This is a genomic window from Pseudooceanicola sp. NS-SX8, from assembly GCF_057380755.1.
Genome location: NZ_CM170819.1, coordinates 616,063 through 633,597 on the forward strand (window position 1 = coordinate 616,063; position 17,535 = coordinate 633,597).

Consider the following 17,535-nt stretch of genomic DNA (forward strand, 5'->3'; position numbering starts at 1 on the left):
CCGGGATGCTTGTTGATATTTCCGGCCTGAAGGTCGAGTTCCCCTCTCCGCATGGGTACCAGGCCGCCGTGAAGGACGTTTCGATGCGCCTGGGAACGGAGAAGCTGGGCATTGTCGGGGAAAGCGGCAGCGGAAAGTCGATGACCGCGCGGGCATTGCTGCGGCTGTTGCCGCCCGCTGCGCGGGTCACGGCGGACAAGCTGGAATTCGACGGGATCGACGTCCGCAAGGCCAGCGAAAAGGACATGCGGGCGATCCGGGGGCGTCGGGCCGGGCTGATCCTGCAGGATCCGAAGTACTCGCTGAACCCGATCATGACCGCAGGCGACCAGATCGCAGAGGCCTGGCTGGCCGCGCGGAAGGGCAGCCGGAGAGAAGCGCGGGAGGCGGCGGTGGATCTGCTGGCGCAGGTTCAGATCCGCAATCCCGAACTGGTGGCGAAATCCTATCCGCACGAGCTGTCGGGCGGCATGGGGCAGCGGGTGATGATCGCCATGATGCTGGCGCCGGACCCCGAACTGCTGATCGCGGACGAGCCGACCTCGGCCCTGGATGCGACAGTGCAGTCGGAAATCCTGCGGCTGATGGAAGACCTGGTGTCGCGGCGGAACATGGGGCTGATGCTGATCAGCCATGACCTGCCGCTGGTGCGGAACTTCTGCGACCGGGTGGTGGTGATGTACGCGGGCCGCGTGGTGGAGGAACTGCCGGCGTCGGAGCTGTCGCAATCGCGGCATCCCTACACGCGCGCGCTGCTCGATTGCCTGCCGAGCCTGATGCACCCGAAAGCCCGCCTGCCCGTCATGAAACGCGATCCGGAGTGGCTGAAATGATCCCGACCCGTGACAGCATGATCTACATCCGGGACCTGCGGGTTTCCTTCGGTGAACGCGAGGTGGTGCATGGCATTTCGCTCGACGTGGCGCGGGGGACCAGCTTCGGCGTGGTGGGCGAAAGCGGGTCGGGCAAGTCGACCGTGATGCGGGTTCTGGCGGGGCTCGTCGACAGCTGGACCGGCGAGGTGATGATCGACGGCCAGCAGCAGGACAAGAAGCGCTCCCGGGAGTTCTTCCGCAAGGTGCAGATGGTGTTCCAGGATCCCTACGGGTCGCTGCATCCGCGTCAGACCGTCGATCAGACCCTGATCGAACCGCTTCTGGTGCAGGGGATCGGGGACACCGACAGCCGCATTCGCAAGGTCCTTTCCGATGTCGCCCTGCCACAGGGGGTGCGCTACCGCTATGCGCACCAGTTGTCCGGTGGCCAGCGCCAGCGCGTGGCGATTGCCCGGGCGCTGATTTCCGAACCCTCGCTTCTGCTGCTGGATGAACCGACCAGTGCGCTGGATGTCTCGGTCCAGGCCGAGATCCTGAACCTGCTGGCCGACCTGCGCGAAGAGCGCGACCTGACCTACCTGATGGTCAGTCACAACCTGGCCGTTGTCGCCCATCTCTGCCCCGAACTCTGCGTCATGGAAAACGGCGAGATCGTCGAGGTCCTGAGCGCCGAGGATCTGCGCGCCGGACGCACCCGCCATCCCCAGACCACTCGCCTGCGGGAACTGGATGTCGAGTTGGAATGACCCGGCCCGGGACCTTCGATCAGTTCCCCGTACACCTCCCTGAATGGACCTGCCCGTGACCTCCTACTCCCGATCCGTCGTCTATTCGACGACCGCCGCTGCGGCGACCTCTCATCCGCTTGCGACGCTGGCGGCGATGGACGTGCTGCGCCTGGGCGGCAACGCGGTGGATGCGGCAGTGTCCGCCATCGCCGTGCAATGCGTGGTGGAACCGCATCAGACCGGCCTGGGCGGCGATTGCTTTGCGCTTTACATGCCGAAGGGGGCGGCTGCCCCCGTGGCGCTGAACGGTGCCGGCCGGGCGCCGGTCGCGGCCAACCCGGAGTGGTACGCCCGGCAGGGCATCACCGAGCTGGCGCTGGACAGTCCGCATTCCGTCACCGTGCCGGGGGCCGTGGCGGGCTGGTGCCGGCTGGTGGCCGACCACGGGCGCCTGCCCATCGGTGACCTGCTGGCACCAGCGATCCGCTACGCCCGGGATGGTTACGTCATCCAGCCGGTCGTGGCGCGCGATTTCGCGATGGAGGCCGGGGTCCTGGCCGGGCATCCCGTCGCGGCGGAGGTCTTCCTTCCCGGGGGCAAGCCGCTGGCCGAAGGCGCGGTGCATCGCCAGCCGCGTCTGGCCGCAACCCTGGAAGCGATCGCCGCACGGGGGGCTGCGGGCTTCTATGAAGGTGCGGTTGCCGAGGATATGGTCGCTTGCCTGCAGGCGCAGGGCGGGCTGCATGGGCTTGAAGATTTCGCCGCCGCGCGGGCCGATTACACCGGCACGATTTCCACTCGCTACCGTGGCCACGACATCGTGGAGCTGCCGCCGAGCGGGCAGGGGCTGGCGGCGCTGATGATGCTGAACGTGCTGGAGGGGATGAACCTGTCCGATCCGACGATGACGGAGGCGGACCGGATCCATATCCATGCGGAGCTGGCGAAGCTGGCCTACCTTCACCGGGACGAGCTGTTCTGCGATCCCGATTTCGGGTCGACCCCGGTGCAGGAGCTGCTCTCGGCCGGTTGGGCCACCTATGCGCGCGACAGCATCGACATGGCGCGCGCGGCGCCGCCGGCCGTCTGGCCGGAAATCACCCAGCGGGACACCGTCTATGCCTGCGTGGTCGACCAGGACGGCAACGCGATTTCCTTCATCAACTCGCTGTTCCACAGCTTTGGCAGCCGGATCATGGCGCCGAAATCGGGCGTGCTGTTCCAGAACCGTGGCGCGCAGTTCAGCCTGCAGCCGGGTCACCCCAATGCCATCGCGGGTGGCAAGCGACCGCTGCACACGCTGATGCCGGGAATGGTGATGAAGGACGGCCAGTGCATCGCGCCCTTCGGGGTCATGGGTGGCCCCTACCAGGCGGCGGGGCATGCGCAACTGCTGTCGAACATCCTCGACCGGGGGATGGACGTGCAGCAGGGTCTCGATGCGCCGCGCAGCTTTGCCTATCGCGGGACGCTGAATGTCGAACGGCGCGCGGACGACAGCGTCCTGCAGGATCTGCGGGACCGGGGCCATGACGCGCAATGGGCGCCCAGCCCGATCGGCGGGGGGCAGATCATCTGGATCGACCCGGAAACCGGGGTGCTGGCCGCCGCGTCGGACCCCCGCAAGGACGGTTGCGCGCTTGGCCTGTAAGGCCGGCGCGACATTTCACAGGAGACGGAAGATGAAGGTGGAAGAACGCCTGGCCGAGCTGGGGATCGAACTGACCGTTCCGATGGCCGGGCCGAAGGAATACGGCAAGCGCTACGGCAAGATGAAGCCCTTCGTGGCCAGCGGCCGGGTGATGCACCTGTGCGGTCATTCGCCGGGGATGAAGGACGGGAAGGTCATGTATCCGGGCAAGCTGGGCCTCGATATCTCCATCGAGGAGGCCTACCAGGCGGCGCGGCTGACCGGGATCAACGCGATTTCGACGATGAAGCGCGCCCTGGGGGATCTGGACCGGGTGACGGGCATCATCAGCTCCCTCAACTACGTCGCCTGCACGTCGGAGTTCTACGAGCATTACAAGATCACCAACGGCCTGACCGATCTGCTGGAAGAGGTCTTCGGCCCCGATATCGGCCTGGGCACGCGCGCGACCTATGGCGCGCCCTCCCTGACCGACAACTACTGCTTCGAAACCTCGCTGGTGATCGAGATCGACACGCCGCTGGTCTGAGGCGACCGACGAGGCGAAACGCCCCGGGCCGCTGGACGGCTCCGGGGCATTTTCGCATGCGGAACAGGCGCTTGTTGCAGCGGCCTTGCGTCGTAATTTTCAGGGGGGATTTGGTAGCGGAGGAGGGACTTGAACCCCCGACACGCGGATTATGATTCCGCTGCTCTAACCAACTGAGCTACTCCGCCAAACCGTGGCGCTTCCTAAGATAGGCTCCGGGACAGGTCAAGCGCAAAATCACGGATTTTTTCGCCCCCCGGGAAGCGCTTGTTCCCGGCCCCCCAGAGGTTAAACATGGCGCCTGCAAAGGCAGGGAAAATCATGATCGACAGGCTGAAGGAAATCGTCGGAGAGGCCCATGTGCTGACCGGCGGCGACGCGGAGCCCTATGGGCGGGACTGGACCGGGGAGCGGTTCGAGGCCCCCTTGGCGGTGGTGCGGCCCGGCAGTACCGAGGAGGTCTCTGCGGTTCTGCGCCTGGCGAACGAGGCTGGGCAGGCGGTGATTCCGCTGGGCGGCCGGACCGGGCTGGCCGGCGGCGGCCAGGGCGAGGGCGCGCTGGTGCTGTCGCTGGAACGGATGAACCGCATCCGCGAGATCCGCAAGGACGCGCGATCGGCCGTGGTCGAGGCGGGCGTGGTCATCGCCACGCTGCACGCGGCGGTGGAGGAGGAGGGGCTGATCTTCCCGCTCTTCTTCGGCGCGCGGGGGTCCGCGATGATCGGCGGGGCGCTGGCCACCAATGCGGGCGGGTCCAACGTGCTGCGCTACGGCAATACCCGCGACCTGGTGCTGGGGGTCGAGGCGGTGCTGGCCGATGGCACCGTGGTCGACCTGATGCAGGACCTGCACAAGAACAACTCCGGCTATGACCTGCGGCACCTGCTGATCGGGTCCGAGGGCACGCTGGCGGTGATCACCGGCGCGGTGCTGCGGCTGAAGCCGAAGCCGGGGGCCTATGCCACGGCGATGGTGGGGCTGGACCGGCTGGAGCCGGCGCTGGACCTGCTGCACCGGATGCAGGAGGCGACGGCCGGGTCGGTCGAGGCGTTTGAATACATGCCCGACAGCTATATCGACGATTACCAGCTGCTGCGCCCCGGCGTGCGGCGGCCCTTCGAGGGGCGGCACCCGGTGAACATCCTGCTGGAAATCGGCGCGCTTGCCCCGCGCGACTGCCAGCCGGGGCCCGATGGGGTGGTGCCTGTCACGGCCTACCTCGAAGAGGTGCTGGGCGCGATGCTGGAAGCGGGGGAGATCGACGATGCGGTCATCGCCACCTCCGAGGCGCAGCGGCGCGAGATGTGGGCCCTGCGGGAGGCCGCCAGCGAGGTCGCGGGCATGCGCCCGGACCAGATCATCATGGATGTCGCCGTGCCCGTGGACCGGGTGGCGGAATTCCTGACCCGTGCCGATGCAGTTCTGTCGGAGGTGGATGCCGGGGCGCTGACCTCTGTCGTGGCGCACCTGGGCGACGGCAATATCCACTACACGATCTTCCCGAGCCTGCCGAAGTCGGAAAAGGACAGCCTGGTCGAGGCGATCGAGGACGTGGTGGCGGATCTGAAGGGCGCCTTTTCGGCCGAACATGGGGTCGGCACGCTGAAGCTGAACACCATGGCGCGGCGCAAGGATCCGGGGGCGCTGGCGATGATGCGGGCGATCAAGGCGGCGCTGGACCCCAAAGGCATCCTGAATCCGGGGAAACTGCTGCCCTGAGGCGGCGCGGCACCGTTGCGCAACCCAGCGGCTTCGCCTAAATCCACTGCATGAAACGCCCGATCCTGATCCATCCCGATCCGCGCCTGAAGAAGCTGGCCACGCCCGTCCCCGACCTGTCGGACGAGCTGCGGACGCTTGCCGATGACATGCTGGAAACCATGTATGACGCGCCGGGCATCGGCCTGGCCGCGCCGCAGGTCGGCATCCTGCAACGGCTGGTGGTGCTGGACTGTGCCGCCAAGGACGAGGCGCCGCGCCCGCTGATCATGTTCAACCCGGAAATCGTCGCTTCGAGCGAGGAGACTAAGGGGTATGAGGAAGGCTGCCTGTCGATCCCCGAGCAATATGCCGAGGTGATCCGCCCGGCGGAGGTCACGGCGCGCTGGATCGACCGCAACGGGGCCGAGCAGGAAGAGACCTTCCGCGACCTCTGGGCCGTCTGCGTCCAGCATGAGATCGACCACCTGGAGGGCAAGCTCTTCATCGACTACCTGAAGCCGATGAAGCGCCAGATGATCACCCGCAAGAGCCAGAAGCTCAAACGCGAACGGGCGCGCGGCTGATGGCGGTGCTGGACATCCTGCACTGGCCCGATCCGACCCTCGTCACCGTGGCGGAGCCCGTGGAAAAAGACAGCGATGTCAGCACCCTGGTCACGGACATGTTCGACACGATGTATGCGGCCCCCGGCCGTGGCCTGGCCGGGCCGCAGGTGGGCGTGCTGCGGCGGATCTTCGTCATGGATGTGACCTGGAAGACCGGGGTGAAAAACCCGGTGGCCTGCCTGAACCCGGAAATCCTGTGGCGGTCGGACGAGTTCGCCGTGCACGAGGAAGGCTGCCTGTCGATCCCCGGTGTCCTGGCCGAGGTGCCGCGCCCGGCGGAGATCGTGCTGCGCTGGCACGATGCCGCTTGGGCCCTGCATGAGGAAAAGCTGACCGGCTTCGAGGCGGTCTGCGCCCAGCATGAATTCGATCACCTGGAGGGGCGGGTCTACCTTGACTACCTTTCCCCCGCGCGGCGGCTGGAGCTGCTGCGCAGCTACGAGGAGGCCCGGGCATGACCGCGCGCACCTGCCTGCCCTGGCCCGACAGACGGCTGCGGACCCCCGCCGCCGATGTCGTTGAAATCACCGATGATATCCGCGCCATCTGGGACGACATGATCGACACGATGGAGGCGATGCCGGGCGTGGGCCTGGGCGCCAACCAGATCGGGGTCATGCTGCGGCTGGCCGTGGTCGATGCCTCCGAAAGCCGGGGCAAGGCCGTGAAGATGGCCAATCCGGAGGTGCTTCATGCCTCCGTCCAGCTGCGCGAGCATGAGGAAGCCAGCCCGAACCTGCCGGGCGTTTCCGCGAAGATTTCCCGCCCGCGTGCCGTGACGGTGCGGTTCCTGAATGAGGCCGGAGAGGTCGAGGAGCGTGATTTCGTCGGCCTTTGGGCGACCTCCGTGCAGCACCAGATCGACCATCTGGCGGGGAAGATGTATTTCGACCGGCTGAGCAAGGTGAAGCGCGACATGCTGCTGAAGAAGGCCGCAAAGCTGCGCTGAGCCGCCCAACAGATCAGAGGAGGCCAAGGCCGATGCGCGTTATCTTCATGGGAACGCCCGATTTTTCCGTGCCGGTGCTGGATGCGCTGGTGGAGGCCGGGCATGAGATCGCGGCGGTCTATTGCCAGCCGCCCCGGCCCGCCGGGCGCGGCAAGAAGGACCGCCCGACCCCGGTGCATGCCCGCGCCGAGGAGCTGGGCCTGGAGGTGCGCCACCCCGTGCGCCTGAAGGGCGAGGAAGAGCAGGCGGCCTTTGCCGCGCTCAATGCCGATATCGCCGTGGTGGTGGCCTATGGGCTGATCCTGCCGCAGGCGGTGCTGGATGCGCCGCGCCTTGGCTGCCTGAACATACATGCCAGCCTGCTACCGCGCTGGCGCGGGGCCGCGCCGATCCACCGGGCGATCCTGTCGGGCGATGCGGAGACCGGGATCTGCATCATGCAGATGGAGGCGGGGCTGGACACCGGGCCCGTCCTGCTGCGGCAGGCCACCGCCATCGGCGCCGAGGAAATCACCGCAGAGCTGCATGACCGGCTGTCGGCCATGGGCGCGGCGCTGATCGTCGAGGCGCTGCAGCGCCTGCCGGAGCTGGTGGCGGAGCCGCAGCCGGAGGCGGGCGTGACCTATGCCTCCAAGATCGACAAGGCCGAGGCGGAGCTGGATTTTTCGCAGCCTGCCGAGGAGGTTGACCGCAAGATCCGGGGTCTGTCGCCCTTCCCCGGCGCCTGGGTGGAGCATGAGGGCCAGCGGTTGAAGCTGCTGGCGTCGCGGCTGGCCGAGGGTGCGGGTGCCCCTGGGGAAGTGCTGGACAGCGAAGGCCGACTGGTGATTGCCTGCGGCGAGGGCGCCGTGGAGGTGCTGAAACTGCAGCGGGCAGGCAAGGGCGCGCAGGAGACGGAGGTCTTCCTGCGCGGCGTGGCCCTGCCGAAGGGCCAGGTTCTGGGGGGCTGAAATGCTGAGATCCGACATCAACGAGCTGATCGCCGAGGGCGACAGCTTCTTCCGGCAGTACGGGTTCACCCTGCCGCCCTTCGCCTACTGGACGCCGGAGGTGTTTCGCGCGCGAAAATCCGAGGCGGGGCTGATCGTCGACGGCGGGCTGGGCTGGGACGTGACGGATTACGGCAACGGCGATTACGACGCGCTTGGCCTGTTCCTGTTCACCGTGCGCAACGGCAATGCCGGGGATCTGGGCAACCCGAAGGGCGGCCGGGTCTATGCCGAGAAGCTGTTGATTTCAGGGGATCATCAGATCTCCCCCATGCATCGGCACATCGTGAAGACCGAGGATATCATCAACCGTGGCGGGGCGCCGCTGGTGCTGGAGCTGTGGATGGACGGGCCGGAAGGCATCGACCGCGAGGCGCCGGTGCGGGTGATGACCGACGGGCTGTGGCGCGATCTGCCTGCGGGCGGCCACCTGAAGCTGATGCCGGGGGAGAGCGTGACGCTGACCCCCGACATCTGGCATGCCTTCTGGGGCGAGGGCGGCCGGGTCTGCATCGGAGAGGTCTCGACGGTCAACGACGACCGCACCGACAATATCTTCGAGGCGCCCATCGGGCGGTTTTCGACCGTCGAGGAAGACGAGGCGCCTGTGCACCTGCTGGTGTCGGATTACGACGCCAAGCTGTAGGTTCGGCCGATCACCCCAGCTGGGCGGCGATGTCCGTCCAGGAGATCACCTTGAAATCATTGGTGGATCCAAGGATGCCGTCATCCGTCGCCAAGGTCAGCGCGCCCTGCGGAAAGGCGGTGCCCAGGGGCTGTGCCGTGGCGCCAAGGCCGCGGATCCGGCCGGTGTCGCCGGAGATCCGGACCAGGGCGCTGCAGGTGGCCGTGCCCTGCGGGGAGAGCGCGTAAAGCGCGATCTGCCCCTGCCCACGGGCGGCCAGGAGGTAGCGATCGGCCCCGTCGTAAAGCGCCAGCCCATCGGCGGCGGTCTCCGTGGTGTCCGTGACCGAAGGGGAGCAGGCGGCGCCGGGGGCGTCGATCTCCTGCCCGGCGGCGCCAGCCTCGGGATCCAGCGGATAGCGCCAGGTGGTGCCCCCGGCCAGGGAAAGGAAAACCGCGCCTTCGCGGTCATCCGCGACCATGGCAGCCGCCGGGGCGGGCAGTTCGATATGGCGGCGGAAGGTGAGTGAAATCAGTCCCTTGTCATTCGTCGCCAGCTCCCACTGCACCAGGTCGCCGGTGTCGAAACTGACCAGTACCCAGGTGCGTCCCGTGGCCGGATCGCGGGCCAGGCTCAGGCCGTGAAGACCCCGGACCCGGGTCTGCAGCGCCTTGGGCAGGGCGGGGAAGACATAGGGCGTCGCATGGGCGATCTGTCCGTCCGGCGTTGCCAGGTAGAAGATGAGGACCCCGGCCATCCTCTCTGCCGAGGCGAGGAGGGAAACGCCTGCTCCGCCGGCGGGGTAGGGGCGTTGATCGGTGTCGGTCAACATGCCGTCGTCGAAGCCCGCGACGACCTTTCCGGACAGGTCCCAGGCCTTCAGCCCGTCGCGGGTGTCGGCCCCGATCAGCAGGCTTTTCGTGGAATCCGAAGGGTTTACCCAAACCGTTGCCGCTCCGGCCCCGCCGTTGTCCCCGCTGGCGGCGAGCCGCGGCGTGACCTCTATCCGGGCCGGAGGCGCCAGGGAGGGCAGGGCCAGGGCAGGCGGGGCGGAGAGGGCAAGGGCGAGAAGCAGGGGGAAGGATTTCACAGGAAAGGACTTCATGGGGAAGGATTTCAAGGCGGGACTCCGGGAGGGCGGGATCATCGGGAGGCTTGGGAACGCACCGCCCGGCCCTTGGTCGCGCCATGGCCATGGGGGATCAAGCGGGGGATGGCACACCGGCGATCAACTTTGGTCGAGCCGCCGGTTTGCGCGGCAGGTCCGCTGCGCGGTCAGCCCTTGAAGGGCGCCATGCCCGCCCGCGCCAGGGCATCGGCGCGTTCGTTCTCGGGGTGGCCGGCGTGCCCCTTCACCCATTTCCAGGTCACGTCGTGACGCTTCGCCGCCTCGTCAAGTGCTTGCCAAAGCTCGGCATTTTTCACCGGCTTCTTCGCCGCCGTCTTCCAGCCGTTCTTCTTCCAGCCGTGGATCCAGCCGGTCACGCCGTTCTTCACGTATTGGCTGTCGGTGTAGATGGTGATCTGCGTTGGCCGCCCAAGCGCATCGAGCGCGTTGATCGCCGCCAGCAATTCCATGCGGTTGTTGGTGGTGTTGGCCTCGCCGCCCTTCAGTTCCCGCTCCTTCAGGACCGCCTCTCCCTCCCGGGCCTGCAGGAGCACGCCCCAGCCGCCGGGACCGGGATTGCCGGAACAGGCGCCATCGGTGAAGGCAAGGAACTCGGCCATGGGGATCTCCGTCGGGTGGGCTGTTGGTGGGCAGGTCGGGGGGAGACAGCACGCCGCGCGGGGGGAGGTCAAGGGCAGGCTGCGGCGCGGGAGGTTAACGAGGTCCTGCGGCATCGTTTCGAACGTCGGTACTGCAGTGCAGCGACTCACCCGGGCAGAGCCATGGTTAACAGGGGTTTCAGGCCGAAATCGCCACGTCGGTATCACGTCGGTATTGCGTCGGTATCGCGGCGGTGCGGCATGGCGGGCAGCGCCCGGGTTAATGCAGCGTACGCCGGGGCGGGCCCATCGGTAAAATACGGTTCCCGCCGGACAGAGCTTCGCGCTAGGCTGAGCGGAGTAAGATGAGGTTTGTTCATGCGTTTTTCCCCGTTCCGTGTCGCCGTCCCGCCGGTTTTCGCGTCATTGGTTTTCGTGCCGCTCTTCGGTCTGGCGATCGCTGCGGGCCCGGCCCGGGCCCAGATAGCCCATGACCATGCCGCGATGAGCCATCAGGCGGGCGGGATGAGCGGGGCGGAGGTGCCGGTATCGGAACCGGGCCAGTCGGCCTTTGCCGCAATAGCGGAGATCGTGGCCCTGCTGCGCGCCGATCCGGCGACGGATTGGAGCAAGGTGGATATCCAGGCGCTGCGCAATCACCTGCTGAACATGGACCTGCTGACCCTGCGCAGCAACGTGGGCCGCGACCGGATCCCGGGCGGCATGGTCTTTACCGTCACCGGGTCGGACCGGGTCGTTCAGGCGATCCGCACGATGGTGCCCGCCCATGCTCCCTTCATCGAGGCCGAGACCGGCTGGAAGACCAATGTGCAGCTTCTGGACAACGGCGCGGTGTTGCAGGTGACCGGGGACGAGGCGCAGATCCGCGCGCTGGGCTTTCACGGGCTGATGGCCCTGGGCGCCCACCATCCGGAACATCACCTTGCCATCGCCCGCGGAGAGATGCCGCACTGACGCGGCCCCGAGTTCGACCCCGAGCCCGAGACCCAGGTTGCGCGCGGCTGGCCCGGGGGCGCCACGCCCCTCCCATTTCTTGGCCAAAAATATCCTGGGGGGAGTCGCCGAAGGCGGCGGGGGGCAAAGCCCCCCTCTCACTTCCCCTCGGCCCGTCTTCCCATGGATCGGACCGAGGCGGGTCTCAGGCCGGTTGGCGCAGGACCCGGGGGACCTTGAACTCGACGTTCTCCTTGGCGGTTTCCACCAGTTCCTCCGTCACGTCGTAGCGGGCCTTCAGGGCGTCGATGACCTCGTTCACCAGCACTTCGGGGGCGGAGGCGCCGGCGGTGATGCCGATGGAGCGGATGCCTTCGAGCGCGCGCCAGTCGATGTCGGTGGCGCGCTGCACCAGCTGGGCGTAGGGGCAGCCCTGGCGCGCGGCCACTTCGACCAGGCGGCGGGAGTTGGAGGAGTTGGGCGCGCCCACCACCAGCATGGCGTCGATCTTGCCCGCCATGGCCTTCACCGATTCCTGCCGGTTGGTGGTGGCGTAGCAGATGTCTTCCTTGTGCGGGCCGACGATGGCCGGGAAGCGCGCCTGCAGTGCCGCGACGATGCCCTTGGTGTCATCCACCGACAGGGTGGTCTGGGTGACGAAGGCCAGTTTTTCGGGGTCGCGCACCTCGAGGGTGGCGACATCGGCCTCGGTTTCCACCAGCAGGACCTCTCCATCCGGCAGCTGGCCCATGGTGCCGATGGTTTCGGGGTGGCCGGCGTGGCCGATCATGACGATCTGCAGGCCTTCGTCGGAGTGGCGCTCCGCCTCGATATGGACCTTGGAGACGAGGGGGCAGGTGGCATCGACGTAGATCATTTCCCGCGCGGCGGCGGCGGCGGGCACGGCCTTGGGCACACCATGGGCGGAGAAGATCACCGGCCGGTCCGTCGGGCATTCGTCCAGCTCCTCGACGAAGACGGCGCCCTTGTCGCGCAGGCTGTCGACGACGAACTTGTTGTGCACGATCTCATGCCGGACGAAGACCGGGGCGCCCCATTTCTCCAATGCCATCTCGACGATCTTGATGGCCCGGTCGACGCCGGCACAGAAGCCGCGCGGGGCGGCGAGGTAGAGGGTGAGGGGGGGATGTGCGGTCATACTCGTCTCCTGCTGACCCAGAGGTAGGGGAGAGGGGAGCGGAGGTCCAGAGGGCGCGGCGCCCGGGGCGGGCGCCGGCGGGGTGGGGCGGGATCCGGCTGCAGACCGGGAGGGCCGGCTGTCTGGCTGGGATCCCGCGATCCCGGGAGGTCAGACCGAAGCGCGGGTGGTGGTCGCAGGGCGATCTTCGGTTTCGCGCGGCGGGCGGCCGATGACGTCGCGCAGTTCATCGAGTTCGATGAAGTTGTCGGCCTGGCGGCGCAGTTCGTCGGCGATCATCGGCGGTTGCGAGCGGATGGTGGAAACCACGGAAACGCGGACGCCCTGGCGTTGCAGGCTTTCGACCAGCGGGCGGAAGTCGCCGTCGCCGGAGAAGAGCACGATGTGATCCACGCGGGGGGCGAGTTCCATGGCATCGACGGTCAGTTCGATATCCATGTTGCCCTTCACCTTGCGCCGTCCCTGGCTGTCGGTGAATTCCTTGGCCGGCTTGGTCACCATGGTGAAGCCGTTGTAATGCAGCCAGTCCACCAACGGGCGGATTGGCGAGTATTCGTCGTTTTCGAGCAGGGCGGTGTAGTAGAACGCGCGCAGAAGCTTGCCCCGGCGCATGAATTCCTGCCGGAGATACTTGTAGTCGATGTCGAATCCGAGCGCCTTGGCAGCGGCATACAGATTCGACCCATCGATGAACAGCGCGAGCCGTTCGTCCTTGTAGAACATCAATGAACCTTTCAATTTGACGCCACGGTTACAATGCGGGTGAGTGAAGCCCGTCCCGGAGCGTGAGCTTTTGCAAATAAAAGTTGTAGAAGCATGCATCAAGTCGGATTGCACATCCAAGCTACAGGAGCCGCCAATTTTGACCAGAGTTTATCTAATTGCCCTCGGCGGAAACACGGAAACGGGCAGGCGGGGCCTTGCCGGGCAGATTGACGCGGCTGTCGAGGCCCTGGAGCGGGGTCCGGGGCGAATCACCCGGCGCAGCCGGAATTACCGCAGCCCGGCCTTTCCCCCCGGCAATGGCCCGGACTACGTGAACGCGGCCCTGGCGCTGGAAAGCGACGAGACCCCCGAGGAACTGCTGGCGCGGCTGCATGCGGTGGAGCAAGCGTTTGGGCGAGAAAGGAAAGTCCGCTGGGGTGCGCGGGTGCTGGACCTTGATTTGCTGGCCTGCGAGGCGGAGGTCCGCCCCTCTGCCGAGGTCTGGGCGCGGTGGCGCGACCTGCCGCTGGAACGCCAGATGACCGAGGCGCCGGAGCAGCTGATCCTGCCCCATCCGCGCCTGCAGGACCGGGCTTTCGTACTGGTTCCGCTGGCAGAGGTCGCGCCCGGTTGGATACATCCGCTGATGCGCAAGAGCGTCATACAGATGTGCGAGGATTTGCCGCAGGCAGATCGTGATGCGCTGGTGCCGATCGCGGCCTCCGGGGTGCCCGAAGGGGCCGCCGAGTCGTGAGGGCGCGCGCGTCGGGGTGCCCCGGGACGGGCGGCGGAGGCGCGCCGGAGGTGCCCGGGAGGCGGTGAAGACCTCGTGAAAACGGGGAGAATCTGCTTGCCCTCAAGGGGCGGAGCGCTTAGATACACGCTCTCAACCCCGCTCAATACAGCTTGTCCGAGCCCGAGGAGTGTCATCATGGCCCGCGTTACCGTTGAAGATTGCGTCGACAAGGTTCCGAACCGGTTCGAACTGGTCATGCTGGCCGCGCACCGTGCGCGTGAAGTCAGCTCCGGCTCGCCGATCACCGTGGACCGCGACAACGACAAGAACCCCGTCGTCGCCCTGCGCGAGATCGCCGAAGAGACCCAGTCCGCCGACGAGCTGCGCGAACGCCTGATCGAGTCGAACCAGACCCAGATCGAAGTGGACGAGCCGGAAGAGGACAGCATGGCCCTGCTGATGGGTGCCGAGGCGGCAGACAAGCCGGCCGAGGACGACATGAGCGAAGAGAAGCTGCTGCGCGCGCTCGTCGAGGCGCAGCGCCAGGACTAAGGCCCCGACATGCCGCCGCGAGACGCCGATGCGGGCCAGGGCCCGCGCAAGCAAGAGGGGCCTCGCAAGGACGATGCCCGCAAGAGTGCCGATACCGGCACCGGCGGCGGCAACTCGGATCCCCGGATGGACTCGGAAATGGTGCCGGAGATGGTGCCTGTGGACGAGCTGATCACGCTCGTCACCGCCTACAACCCGAAATCCAACACCGAACAGCTGCGCCGCGCCTATGATTTCGGGCGCGAGATGCACGAGGGGCAGTTCCGCCGGTCCGGCGAGCCCTATTTCACCCATCCCATCGCCGTGGCCATGATCCTGGCCGAACAGAAGCTGGATGATGCCACCATCATCACGGCGCTTCTGCATGACACGATCGAGGATACCCGCGCCACCTATTCCCAGGTCGCCGAGATGTTCGGCGAGGATGTGGCGGAGCTGGTGGACGGGGTCACCAAGCTGACCAACCTGCAGCTGTCCTCGACCGAGACCAAGCAGGCGGAGAATTTCCGCAAGCTGTTCATGGCGATGTCGCGCGACATGCGGGTCATCCTGGTGAAGCTGGCCGACCGGCTTCACAACATGCGCACCATCAAGTCCATGAAGCCCGAGAAGCAGCTTCAGAAGGCGCGCGAGACGATGGATATCTTCGCGCCGCTGGCAGGCCGCATGGGCATGCAGTGGATGCGCGAGGAGCTGGAGGACCTGGCGTTCCGGGTGCTGAACCCCGAGGGGCGGAGCAGCATCATCCGGCGCTTCCTGATGCTGCAGAACGAAAGCGGCGACGTGATCGAGCGGATCACGAAGGACATGCGCAAGGAGCTGGCGGAGCAGGACATCCCCGGCCAGGTCTATGGCCGCGCGAAGAAGCCCTATTCGATCTGGCGCAAGATGGAGGAAAAGAAGCAGAGCTTTTCCCGCCTGAGCGACATCTACGGTTTCCGCGTGATCACCGAGACCGAGGATGACTGCTACCGCGCGCTGGGGGTGATCCACCGCCGCTGGAAGTCGATCCCGGGCCGGTTCAAGGATTACATCAGCCAGCCGAAATCGAACGGCTATCGCAGCATCCACACCACCGTGTCGGGCCGCGACGGCAAGCGCGTCGAGGTGCAGATCCGGTCGCGCGCCATGCACGAGGTGGCGGAGGCGGGCGTTGCCGCGCACTGGTCCTACAAGGACGGCGTGAAGGCCGAGAACCCCTTTGCCGTGGATCCCACCCGCTGGATCAGCGCCCTGACCGAACAGATGGGCGCGGACGAGGATCACGAGGATTTCCTCGAAGCCGTCAAGCTGGAGATGTATTCCGACAAGGTCTTCTGCTTCACCCCCAAGGGGGAGGTCGTGAAGCTGCCGAAGGGCGCCACGCCCATCGACTTTGCCTATGCGATCCACACGCGGATCGGGTCGGCCTGCGTGGGGGCCAAGATCGACGGCATGCGCGTGCCGCTCTGGACCCGGGTGAAGAACGGCCAGTCGGTGGAGATCATCACGGCCGAGGGTCAGGAGCCGCAGGCGACCTGGCTGGACATCGCCACCACCGGCCGGGCCAAGGCCGCCATCCGCCGCGCCCTGCGCGAGGTCGACCGGGAGCGTTACGTGAAGCTGGGCCGCGAGCTGGCGCGCTCTGGCTTCGAGCACGTGGGCAAGAAGGCCACCGACAAGGTGCTGGAGACCGCCGCCAAGAAGCTGCGGATCAGCGAGGGCAAGGATGAGCTGCTGGCGCAGCTGGGCCGGGCCGAGCTGCGCGTGGCGCGGGTGGTCAATGTGCTTTACCCCGAGCTGATGGGCACCGAGGAGGGCGAGGCGCTGACCCGCGACCGCGCCCTGATCGGGCTGGAAAAGGGCCAGAGTTTCAAGCGGGCCAAGTGCTGTCAGCCGCTGCCGGGGGAACGCATCGTCGGCATCACCTGGCGCGGGCGACCGCTGCAGGTGCATGCGATCGACTGCGAGCAGCTGTCGGCCTACGAGGATCAGCCGGACCGCTGGGTCGACCTGCACTGGCAGGTCGGACGGCACGCCGCGATCTACTCGGTCACGCTCGATCTCGTACTTGCGAACGATCCGGGCGTGCTGGGGCGCATTTGCACGTTGATCGGAGAGCAGAAGGCCAATATCTCGGACCTGGAGTTCCTGGACCGGAAGCCGGATTTCTACCGGCTGCTGGTCGACGTGGAGCTGCGGGACGCGGAGCATCTGCACAATATCATCTCTGCCCTTGAGGCGGAGGCCGATGTTGCGTCTGTCTCGCGTCATCGCAAACCGGAGGAGCCGCCCGTGGCCCCTGCCGCCGAGCCCGAGGACGGAGCAGTTGGTCTTTAAACGTCGCGACAGACGGCCATACTGGAAGATCATCTTCGAATTCTTCTGGCCGCGTGGCGGCTGGACGCGGGCGTTCCACTATACCAAGCATCGGTTGCAGCGCCTGCCCGACACGCCGGAGAAGATTGCCCGGGGTATCTTTGCCGGGGTTTTCACCACCTTCACCCCCTTCTTCGGCCTGCATTTCGTGGTGGCCGCCCTGCTGGCGACGATCCTGCGCGGCAATATCATCGCCGCCCTGCTGGGCACCTTCGTGGGCAATCCGCTGACCTATGTGCCCATCGGGGTCCTGTCGCTGCAGACGGGGTACTGGCTTTTGGGGATGAGCCGGTTCGGCCCGGGGCCTGCGCCCCATCCCGACGGGTTCGCCCATGGATTCGGCGGCAAGTTCCTGGCGGCGGCGGATGATCTGAAGGACAACCTCTGGGCGCTGTTCACGGATGTGGATGCCAACTGGGATGCCCTTGGCGCCTTCTACCACGAGATCTTCTATCCCTACATGGTGGGCGGCCTGATTCCGGGGCTGCTGGCCGGGCTGGTCGCCTACTGGATCTCTGTCCCGCTGATCCGGGCCTACCAGGCGCGCCGGCGCGGGGTGCTGCGGGCGAAGCTGGCCGCCCTGCGGGAGAAATCCGCCGCCAAGAGTGCCAAGCCGAAGGAACGGCGCGGCCAGTAGCGGACGGGCCCAGTAGCTGCCGGGCCCGGTAGCTGCCTGGGATGCCCGCCTGCGCGGAAAATCCGGCCGGGCGGGTCGGCGGGGGTGGCCCTT

The 17,535-nt window shown here is 66.9% G+C and carries 19 protein-coding genes and 1 tRNA gene; 15 read left to right on the plus strand and 5 right to left on the minus strand.

Annotated elements, in window-relative coordinates:
• Positions 1-5: 5 nt before the first annotated feature.
• Genes AC2IR1_RS02755 through AC2IR1_RS02770 form a run of 4 tightly spaced genes read left to right on the plus strand, consistent with a single transcriptional unit; the run spans position 6 to position 3,744 of the window.
• Positions 6-833, plus strand: coding sequence for an ABC transporter ATP-binding protein (locus tag AC2IR1_RS02755; RefSeq protein ID WP_486474752.1), 828 nt, complete (start codon positions 6-8; stop codon positions 831-833).
• Complete coding sequence (locus tag AC2IR1_RS02760) at positions 830-1,582, plus strand: ABC transporter ATP-binding protein (RefSeq protein WP_486474753.1); 753 nt, start codon at positions 830-832, stop codon at positions 1,580-1,582. The genes AC2IR1_RS02755 and AC2IR1_RS02760 overlap by 4 nt, the downstream gene beginning before the upstream one ends.
• Positions 1,583-1,637: 55 nt before the next feature.
• Positions 1,638-3,215, plus strand: coding sequence for a gamma-glutamyltransferase (gene ggt / locus AC2IR1_RS02765; RefSeq protein WP_486474754.1), 1,578 nt, complete (start codon positions 1,638-1,640; stop codon positions 3,213-3,215).
• Between the two features lie 31 nt (positions 3,216-3,246).
• Positions 3,247-3,744: a RidA family protein gene (locus AC2IR1_RS02770; RefSeq protein WP_486474755.1), complete on the plus strand. Its 498-nt coding sequence runs from the start codon at positions 3,247-3,249 to the stop codon at positions 3,742-3,744.
• A gap of 111 nt (positions 3,745-3,855) precedes the next feature.
• Here the strand turns inward: AC2IR1_RS02770 and AC2IR1_RS02775 are convergent.
• Positions 3,856-3,932: transfer RNA gene (locus AC2IR1_RS02775), tRNA-Met, on the minus strand.
• Positions 3,933-4,065: 133 nt separating this feature from the next.
• On the opposite strand from AC2IR1_RS02775, the gene AC2IR1_RS02780 reads away from it, so the two are divergent.
• From AC2IR1_RS02780 to AC2IR1_RS02805, 6 genes are read left to right on the plus strand one after another with little or no spacing between them, the layout of a single operon-like run.
• Complete coding sequence (locus tag AC2IR1_RS02780) at positions 4,066-5,463, plus strand: FAD-binding oxidoreductase (RefSeq protein ID WP_486474756.1); 1,398 nt, start codon at positions 4,066-4,068, stop codon at positions 5,461-5,463.
• Positions 5,464-5,513: 50 nt separating this feature from the next.
• On the plus strand, positions 5,514-6,029 hold the full coding sequence (gene def, locus AC2IR1_RS02785) for a peptide deformylase (protein WP_486474757.1): 516 nt from the start codon (positions 5,514-5,516) through the stop codon (positions 6,027-6,029).
• A complete protein-coding gene (gene def, locus AC2IR1_RS02790; protein WP_486474758.1) occupies positions 6,029-6,529 on the plus strand; it encodes a peptide deformylase in 501 nt (166 codons plus the stop codon). Before def (AC2IR1_RS02785) ends, def (AC2IR1_RS02790) begins: the two co-directional genes overlap by 1 nt.
• A complete protein-coding gene (def, locus tag AC2IR1_RS02795) occupies positions 6,526-7,020 on the plus strand; it encodes a peptide deformylase (protein WP_486474759.1) in 495 nt (164 codons plus the stop codon). Before def (AC2IR1_RS02790) ends, def (AC2IR1_RS02795) begins: the two co-directional genes overlap by 4 nt.
• Before the next feature lie 32 nt (positions 7,021-7,052).
• A complete protein-coding gene (gene fmt, locus AC2IR1_RS02800; protein ID WP_486474760.1) occupies positions 7,053-7,970 on the plus strand; it encodes a methionyl-tRNA formyltransferase in 918 nt (305 codons plus the stop codon).
• A 1-nt stretch (position 7,971) separates the two neighbouring features.
• Complete coding sequence (locus AC2IR1_RS02805; RefSeq protein ID WP_486474761.1) at positions 7,972-8,655, plus strand: D-lyxose/D-mannose family sugar isomerase; 684 nt, start codon at positions 7,972-7,974, stop codon at positions 8,653-8,655.
• 10 nt (positions 8,656-8,665) lie between these two features.
• Here the strand turns inward: AC2IR1_RS02805 and AC2IR1_RS02810 are convergent, their stop codons facing one another.
• Both AC2IR1_RS02810 and rnhA read right to left on the minus strand, forming a co-directional pair.
• Complete coding sequence (locus AC2IR1_RS02810; protein ID WP_486474762.1) at positions 8,666-9,739, minus strand: phytase; 1,074 nt, start codon at positions 9,737-9,739, stop codon at positions 8,666-8,668.
• 170 nt (positions 9,740-9,909) lie between these two features.
• A complete protein-coding gene (rnhA, locus tag AC2IR1_RS02815) occupies positions 9,910-10,362 on the minus strand; it encodes a ribonuclease HI (protein ID WP_486474763.1) in 453 nt (150 codons plus the stop codon).
• 357 nt (positions 10,363-10,719) lie between these two features.
• On the opposite strand from rnhA, the gene AC2IR1_RS02820 reads away from it, so the two are divergent.
• Positions 10,720-11,316, plus strand: coding sequence for a hypothetical protein (locus AC2IR1_RS02820; protein WP_486474764.1), 597 nt, complete (start codon positions 10,720-10,722; stop codon positions 11,314-11,316).
• A gap of 184 nt (positions 11,317-11,500) precedes the next feature.
• Here AC2IR1_RS02820 and ispH read toward each other — a convergent pair whose 3' ends face one another.
• Both ispH and AC2IR1_RS02830 read right to left on the minus strand, forming a co-directional pair.
• Entirely contained in the window at positions 11,501-12,454 is a 954-nt protein-coding gene (ispH, locus tag AC2IR1_RS02825) for a 4-hydroxy-3-methylbut-2-enyl diphosphate reductase (RefSeq protein WP_486474765.1), read from the minus strand.
• A gap of 150 nt (positions 12,455-12,604) precedes the next feature.
• Complete coding sequence (locus AC2IR1_RS02830) at positions 12,605-13,177, minus strand: LabA-like NYN domain-containing protein (protein ID WP_486474766.1); 573 nt, start codon at positions 13,175-13,177, stop codon at positions 12,605-12,607.
• 139 nt (positions 13,178-13,316) lie between these two features.
• On the opposite strand from AC2IR1_RS02830, the gene folK reads away from it, so the two are divergent.
• The 4 genes from folK to AC2IR1_RS02850 all read left to right on the plus strand — a co-directional run bounded on the left by folK (position 13,317) and on the right by AC2IR1_RS02850 (position 17,442).
• Positions 13,317-13,913: a 2-amino-4-hydroxy-6-hydroxymethyldihydropteridine diphosphokinase gene (gene folK, locus AC2IR1_RS02835; protein WP_486474767.1), complete on the plus strand. Its 597-nt coding sequence runs from the start codon at positions 13,317-13,319 to the stop codon at positions 13,911-13,913.
• A gap of 177 nt (positions 13,914-14,090) precedes the next feature.
• Positions 14,091-14,447, plus strand: coding sequence for a DNA-directed RNA polymerase subunit omega (rpoZ, locus tag AC2IR1_RS02840; protein ID WP_486474768.1), 357 nt, complete (start codon positions 14,091-14,093; stop codon positions 14,445-14,447).
• A 150-nt stretch (positions 14,448-14,597) separates the two neighbouring features.
• Entirely contained in the window at positions 14,598-16,766 is a 2,169-nt protein-coding gene (locus AC2IR1_RS02845) for a RelA/SpoT family protein (protein WP_486476363.1), read from the plus strand.
• Positions 16,756-17,442 carry a DUF2062 domain-containing protein gene (locus AC2IR1_RS02850; RefSeq protein WP_486474769.1) on the plus strand — a complete coding sequence of 229 codons (687 nt, stop codon included), beginning with the start codon at positions 16,756-16,758 and terminating at the stop codon, positions 17,440-17,442. Before AC2IR1_RS02845 ends, AC2IR1_RS02850 begins: the two co-directional genes overlap by 11 nt.
• Positions 17,443-17,535: the final 93 nt, after the last annotated feature.

Bases quoted from the DNA above. Each gene is read 5' to 3' on its own strand.
- AC2IR1_RS02755 (WP_486474752.1), top strand. From the start codon at position 6: ATGCTTGTTGATATTTCCGGCCTGAAGGTCGAGTTCCCCTCTCCGCAT.
- AC2IR1_RS02820 (WP_486474764.1), top strand. From the start codon at position 10,720: ATGCGTTTTTCCCCGTTCCGTGTCGCCGTCCCGCCGGTTTTCGCGTCA.
- AC2IR1_RS02810 (WP_486474762.1), bottom strand. From the start codon at position 9,739: ATGAAGTCCTTTCCTGTGAAATCCTTCCCCCTGCTTCTCGCCCTTGCC.
- AC2IR1_RS02780 (WP_486474756.1), top strand. From the start codon at position 4,066: ATGATCGACAGGCTGAAGGAAATCGTCGGAGAGGCCCATGTGCTGACC.
- def (WP_486474759.1), top strand. From the start codon at position 6,526: ATGACCGCGCGCACCTGCCTGCCCTGGCCCGACAGACGGCTGCGGACC.
- AC2IR1_RS02845 (WP_486476363.1), top strand. From the start codon at position 14,598: ATGGTGCCTGTGGACGAGCTGATCACGCTCGTCACCGCCTACAACCCG.
- AC2IR1_RS02770 (WP_486474755.1), top strand. From the start codon at position 3,247: ATGAAGGTGGAAGAACGCCTGGCCGAGCTGGGGATCGAACTGACCGTT.
- rnhA (WP_486474763.1), bottom strand. From the start codon at position 10,362: ATGGCCGAGTTCCTTGCCTTCACCGATGGCGCCTGTTCCGGCAATCCC.
- ispH (WP_486474765.1), bottom strand. From the start codon at position 12,454: ATGACCGCACATCCCCCCCTCACCCTCTACCTCGCCGCCCCGCGCGGC.
- AC2IR1_RS02805 (WP_486474761.1), top strand. From the start codon at position 7,972: ATGCTGAGATCCGACATCAACGAGCTGATCGCCGAGGGCGACAGCTTC.
- rpoZ (WP_486474768.1), top strand. From the start codon at position 14,091: ATGGCCCGCGTTACCGTTGAAGATTGCGTCGACAAGGTTCCGAACCGG.
- def (WP_486474757.1), top strand. From the start codon at position 5,514: ATGAAACGCCCGATCCTGATCCATCCCGATCCGCGCCTGAAGAAGCTG.
- def (WP_486474758.1), top strand. From the start codon at position 6,029: ATGGCGGTGCTGGACATCCTGCACTGGCCCGATCCGACCCTCGTCACC.
- fmt (WP_486474760.1), top strand. From the start codon at position 7,053: ATGCGCGTTATCTTCATGGGAACGCCCGATTTTTCCGTGCCGGTGCTG.
- AC2IR1_RS02760 (WP_486474753.1), top strand. From the start codon at position 830: ATGATCCCGACCCGTGACAGCATGATCTACATCCGGGACCTGCGGGTT.
- AC2IR1_RS02830 (WP_486474766.1), bottom strand. From the start codon at position 13,177: ATGTTCTACAAGGACGAACGGCTCGCGCTGTTCATCGATGGGTCGAAT.